This is a genomic window from Corynebacterium sp. HMSC065H09 (assembly GCF_001812845.1).
GTDB lineage: Bacteria > Actinomycetota > Actinomycetes > Mycobacteriales > Mycobacteriaceae > Corynebacterium > Corynebacterium jeikeium_D.
This window is the reverse complement of sequence record NZ_KV810592.1, coordinates 192,607-198,782: the sequence shown is the minus strand read 5'-3', so window position 1 is coordinate 198,782 and position 6,176 is coordinate 192,607. Positions and strand designations below refer to the sequence as shown.

The following is a 6,176-nucleotide window of genomic DNA, read 5'->3' as shown; positions in this document are numbered from 1 at the left end:
TGGCATGCGGACACACTTTTCTTTACTTAACCCGGGGTTTGGGTTCAGTGGGGGCTAGTGACTGCGGTTATGTTAGCGACAGCGGGCCAATGCGAGTTACTGACTGCGTTTATGTCAAAAATGGCCCGAAAAATGGCTTGAAAGTGTCATAAACTCACACAGTTTCACATCTGCAGCCCATAATTCTTGGAGTTGTCAGTTCTTGCGGCTAAGTAGCAAAAAATGTGCCCGCCAGCGATACGCCAAGCGGACACAATTTTGCTGCCTTCCCCACCCTGCCCCCCCCTGCTCAGGAACTTCCTGATCTTACGGTTTGTCTACTCCTTGCGCTTCTTGTTCTGGTAGACGATTGCGCCGGCAATGCCGATAAACACGGCGACCACTGCTACAACGGTGCCAATGACCAACGGGCTCATGCCCTCATCTTCCATGTCCGACGAGGATGCGGATGCCTGAGAATCCGTATCCGAGGAGTCAGATTCATTCGACGCATCTTCTGACGAGTCCTTTGACGTTTCCTGTTCCGACTCTCCCTTGGCCAGAATCGGCTTATCGGATGGAGTCGGGCCGTTCTTGTCAGTCGGTCGCCAGTCAGGCCCCTTAGTTGGCTTGTTGTCCAGGAGGAATGCGAGCTGGAACGGCTGATCGATGCCACTGACCTCTTCATCCGGGCGATAGTTAGCCATTCGGACAGTCGCGTAGTAGTAGCCGGCGTTGGCTACAGGTCGTCCTCCAACATTAGATTCTCGGTTGTTGTATTCGACCGGACGATCTGTTGACAAGTTCAGGTCCTCGGAATCCTGATAAAAGTGCATTGTTCCATCCGCAACGGAAACCTCGAACGGATTCAGCAGGGCAACTCCCATGGAATCGGCATTATCGCGCTCCGAATTTCCAGTGCGGGCAGCAATCACTGGTCGCTGACCCCACTCGACAGGGATCTTGTAGAACTTCTGTTCACCGGGCACGATTGTGTCAGAGATGGTATCCCCAGATTTAACTTCCGGCGCTTGGGCTGCGTTATTGCCACCGTTTACGGGCTTGGCCTCTCCAAAAGTGGCCTTTTTGTAGGCTTTGTCGCCGGTCGAAGAAGACCGCCCCTCATTTAGCTTGCCAGCATCCTGCTTCTTCAGGACTGGCTCAAACTGGACGCTAACCTCGACCTTCACCGGTTCATCACGATAGTCCGCTACTGAATCACCGTCATAGACCCACACGTTATTTGCGACGAGCCACTTGGTTTGATCGCAACTGGATTCGATGCGGTCACTATCCCATGCAAGAATGCTTGCATCAGCCGAAGTTGGAGTCCACGAATCGGCACTAGCTTCGGCGCCAGTCAGCGACCCCATACGACCGTCGTCCTGGCATTTTCCGCCAGTTTCATTGATGATTTCGTCAACTTCAGTTCGGACATCCTGCTGGCCTTTACCCTCAGCATCGATATTCGCTAACACCTTTGAGGTAACAATCGCGTTGTGTCCCTTCGGCACTGCGATTCGGTAGTAGAGCGGGGTGCGATCGTGCTGGGCAACCTCTGGCACCAGCGTCGTCTGGTACTTGCCCTCGCCGAGCCATTTCGCGCCTTCCTTAGTCTCGGAGAACTCGAAAGGAGTACCCGTGGTTTCGTAGCCCTGCACTGACCGCTGAGTCAAGAACTTCATGTGGTCTGCAAGCTGGGTAGCATCGTCCGCAGTCATGCTCTGTCCACCGGATACCTGCGCAACACACTCCAGCTCAGCGCGAGCTTCTTCATCGACCTTGAAGCCCACTGTGTGAATCGTCAGGCCAACACCCTGCCCTGCCAGTTCCTTCGCAACCTCACACACCGGTGGCGGCGCGCAGGTGTCGATACCGTCAGAGACCAAAATAATTGACCGCTCACCGTCTGGGCCAAGCTCATCAGCCGCCTTACGCAGTGCATTGCCGATCGGCGTATAGCCCTGAGCTTCCAACCCGGCAATCCTGCTCTTCAGGCCTTCTTTGTCGACCTTTTGGACAGGCGACAGCACCTCGATGTCCTGGCAACCACGTTCGCGGTTGGATTCATCACTGGATTCGCGCTGGCCATAAACCAGCATGCCAAGCAGCGCATCATCCGGGAGGGAGTCAATCAGCTCCGTGGATGCGCGCTTTGCCGCATCGAGGCGGGTGCCTCCGGCGTCGTCGGCAAGCATCGAACCAGACAGATCCATGATTAGCTCTGCTTTTGCTTCGCCCGTACCCCCTTCGCCCGTAGGAGCGGGCTGTTCCACCCCGGACGGCGAAGGCGAATCTTGGGCTGCCGCCACCGGAGCCGGAATCGCACTAAACCCAATCGTCCACGCAGCCAACAACAGAGTGACAACGATGGTTACCCTTAGGCGCTTTGAACTACTTGACGAAAAACTATCTTTAAAAAAGTCTTGAACTACCACCATCACAGCGCCTCAAACTGTTTTCCCAACTACAAAAATCAATCGTGTTGGTAGTTTTTCACAGTGACCCCGGTCACGCTAGAGGTGTTTTTAACGGCTAAACAAATGCCGCCTGAACAATTCATGAACCATGAGAAAATCGCACAGCCGTTGGGGAGCCAGCAAAGCAAAAACGCAGCCCCTGAACAGCGAATACTGAACAGGGGCTGCGAAAGTACTAATTCTAGTAACCACTATTAAATTTTTCTTAGCCGACCTACGCCGAAACTAAGCCTCAACGAGCTTGTAAATCCAACCGTGGGTATCCTCAACCTCGCCGTGCTGGATACCGGTCAGCCGCTCGCGCAGCTTCATAGTCCACTCACCGGTCTCGCCGCCGTTGATCTCGAACTCGCCCTCAGCGGACTTCACAAAACCGGCCGGGGTGATGACTGCAGCAGTACCGCAGGCGAATGCCTCGCTCATAACACCGGAGGTGGCATCATTCTTCCATTCCTCGGTGGAAATGCGACGCTCCTCGACATTCATGCCCAGATCCTGAGCAGCCTGCAGCAGCGATGCCCGAGTAATGCCCGGCAGCAGCGAACCAGACAGCTCTGGAGTCACCAGCCGAACACCAGCGTCAGCATTCTCATCCGGGTAGATAAACGCCAGGTTCATGCCGCCCATCTCCTCGATGTACTTGCGCTCGACAGCGTCCAGCCACACAACCTGGTCGCAGCCCTTTTCCTCTGCCTGCTGCTGAGCCGCCAGCGAAGCTGCATAGTTACCTGCGAACTTCGCAGCACCGGTGCCGCCCGGCGCGGCACGCACGTACTCGTGGGAGATCCACACGGTCACCGGGTTAATGCCACCGGAGAAGTACGCGCCGGCAGGTGAAGCGATGAGCAGGAAGGTGTAAGAGTTCGACGGGTGCACGCCCAGGGTGCTCTCGGTGGAGAACATGATTGGACGCAGGTACAGGGATTCTTCGCCACCAGCTGGCGGCACCCATGCTGCATCGGCTTCAACCAGCAGGCGGATTGCCTCGAGGAAGGTCTCCTCCGGCAGCTGCGGCATTGCAATGCGGTCAGCGGAGCGCTGGAAGCGACGAGCGTTCTGCTCCGGGCGGAAAGTAACAATGGAACCATCCGGCATGCGATACGCCTTCAGTCCCTCAAAAATCGACTGCCCGTAATGCAGGACCGAAGAAGACGGCTGCATTTCAATCGAACCGTATGCCTGCAGCTTGGCGCCATGCCAGCCTTTGTCTGCAGTCCAGTCAATTCGGACCATGTGGTCGGTGAAGTGCTTACCGAAACCAGGGTTGGCCAAAATCTCCTCGCGCTCGGCATCAGAGAGTGGATTCGGGTTACGTTCGATTGCAAATTCCAAAGCAGACATGTCTTTCATCCTAAACCGTCGAGGATCGAGTCGTATCAATACTCGCCCCCGAAAGACCGTGTTAGTCAGGGCAATGTCAGCGTCGCGGGCACTAGGCGCGGGTACATTCCAATAGTCGTGGCGCTGGCTCGTCAGTCCGCTGTCCAGGGGTGAAGGACACGAACCGGCAAATAGGGATACGGTGGTGTACCACATAGTACGACTACAAGGAGATGCAACTACATGTCAGTCCCCGCTAACAATGATTCGGCACAGCTCGGCGCTTCTCGTAACGCCGCAGTTTTGTCCAACTACCTGCCGGCTATCGGCACTCGCGTGGTCATCGCTGCCGACAAGTCTCTGCCCGCGGACGCCGACGCGGTTCTCGTCGCGCTTATCGACGGCGAGGATGGTCTCGAGCTGGTCGCACCCGAGGCCATCGGTTCGGTTGCAGAGCAGCTGCTCGCCTCCTTTGAGGCAGTCTCCGCCAGCGCTAAGGCCGAGTCCGTGACCACCATCCCGGCTCCTGCTGGCCTGGATGTCGACAGTGTCACGGGCGTTGGCGTGGGTTCTGAGGACCTGGATGCGGAAGACATCCGCCGTGCCTGCGGCGCCGCTGCCCGCCGTATGACCAAGGCCAAGGTGGTCTTTAACACTCTCGGCGCCATCGATCCGCAGGCTGCAGCCGAGGGCTTTGCGCTGGGCGCTTACGCTTACTCCGGCCAGAAGAGCACCGAAGAAAGCAACGAGGCCACCCAGAAGGTGGTTGTGTTGGGCGCTGATGACGACGTCGTAAAGCGCGCTTCGGCAATTGTAGATGCCGTTGCCACCGCGCGTGACTTCGTCAATACAGCATCGTCGCACCTCTACCCCGAGACGTTTGCTGACGCTGCTGCAGCGCTGGGCCGTGACGCGGGGCTCGAGGTCGAGGTGCTTGACGACGACGCTCTGCGCGCCGGCGGTTTCGGAGGCCTCAATGCCGTGGGTGGTGGATCCTCGCGCGGGCCGCGCCTGGTGCGCCTGATCTGGAAGGGCGATGAGTCGGCAGAGAATTCGCTGGGCCTGGTCGGTAAGGGCATCACCTTTGATACTGGCGGTATTTCGCTGAAGCCGGGCGCCAGCATGGAGAACATGATCTCCGATATGGGCGGCGCTGCGGCTGTTATTGCCACAGTCGTCCTGGCTGCTCGCCTAGGTGTATCCACCCCGGTGACCGCAACTGTTCCAATGGCGGAGAACATGCCGGGTGGTAAGGCGTACCGTCCGGGCGACGTCATTACGCAGTACGGCGGTAAGACCATTGAGATTCTGAATACCGACGCTGAGGGCCGCCTCGTACTCGCAGACGCCATTGTCCGCGCCTGCGAAGACAAGCCGACTCACCTGATTGACACCGCTACCCTGACCGGTGCGCAGCTGGTCGCTCTTGGCGAGCGCACCCCGGGCGTCCTGGGTAACGACGAGTTCCGTGACCGTGTTGCAGAGCTGTCTCAGAGCATTGGTGAAAATGGTTGGGCAATGCCGATTCCAGTTGAGCTAGCAGAGGCCCTGAAGTCGCCGGTGGCTGACCTGCGGAATGTCACGAACTCTCGCTTTGGCGGTATGAGTGTTGCAGCTGCATACCTGCGCGAATTCGTTGGCGAGGATGTTGAATGGGTTCACATCGACGTTGCCGGTCCGGCCTTCAACACCACCGGGGAGTATGGTTATACCCCGAAGCGGGGCACTGGTGTTCCGGTTCGGACGATGTTCTCTGTGATTGAGGATTTGGCAACGAAGTAGCCGGTCATCCGACTGCGCCCCGCCCGGCTGGAATCCTGGCTGGAATGAGCTATTCCACGCACCAGTCGAAAGCGGGCGCAGCCCACGGGGCAAGCAGAGTTTTCAACCTGTAAGCTAATTTGTAATAACCGTCTTAAAACGAGATTTCTTAACTTTTCGAGGAGTGCACAAACATGGCGACCTCTATTGAGATGCCGGAGCTCGGTGAATCAGTTACCGAAGGCACCATTACCACCTGGCTGAAGAAGGTCGGCGACACCGTCGAGGTCGACGAACCGTTGCTCGAGGTTTCCACCGACAAGGTCGACACCGAAATTCCATCTCCGGTCGCCGGTGTTCTCACCGAGATTCTCTTTGAAGAAGACGACACCGTCGATGTTGGCGAGGTCATCGCAAAGGTCGGCGAGCCGGGCGAAGAGCCGGAAGGCGCTGACGATTCCGCTGAGGAGACCGAGGAAGAGGCTCCGAAGGAAGACGCTGAAGAGCCAAAGAAGGAAGCACCGAAGGCTGCCTCCGGTTCCGCTACTGACGTTGAGATGCCGGAGCTCGGCGAGTCCGTCACCGAAGGCACGATTACCACTTGGCTGAAGAAGGTCGGCGACACCGTCGAGGTCG

4 protein-coding genes are annotated in these 6,176 nt (G+C 57.4%); 2 read left to right on the top strand and 2 right to left on the bottom strand.

Annotation, left to right across the window (positions count from 1 at the left end):
• Positions 1-317: 317 nt before the first annotated feature.
• Both HMPREF2878_RS08340 and HMPREF2878_RS08335 read right to left on the bottom strand, forming a co-directional pair.
• Positions 318-2,420, bottom strand: a complete 2,103-nt coding sequence (locus HMPREF2878_RS08340; RefSeq protein WP_083307933.1) for a vWA domain-containing protein — start codon at positions 2,418-2,420, stop codon at positions 318-320.
• Positions 2,421-2,684: 264 nt separating this feature from the next.
• Complete coding sequence (locus tag HMPREF2878_RS08335; protein ID WP_070653262.1) at positions 2,685-3,800, bottom strand: branched-chain amino acid aminotransferase; 1,116 nt, start codon at positions 3,798-3,800, stop codon at positions 2,685-2,687.
• 222 nt (positions 3,801-4,022) lie between these two features.
• On the opposite strand from HMPREF2878_RS08335, the gene HMPREF2878_RS08330 reads away from it, so the two are divergent.
• Together HMPREF2878_RS08330 and HMPREF2878_RS08325 are read left to right on the top strand one after the other, a co-directional pair.
• Positions 4,023-5,561: a leucyl aminopeptidase gene (locus HMPREF2878_RS08330; protein WP_070566890.1), complete on the top strand. Its 1,539-nt coding sequence runs from the start codon at positions 4,023-4,025 to the stop codon at positions 5,559-5,561.
• A 173-nt stretch (positions 5,562-5,734) separates the two neighbouring features.
• Positions 5,735-6,176: biotin/lipoyl-containing protein (locus HMPREF2878_RS08325; protein ID WP_305764421.1), on the top strand; the 442-nt coding region annotated here is incomplete at its 3' end.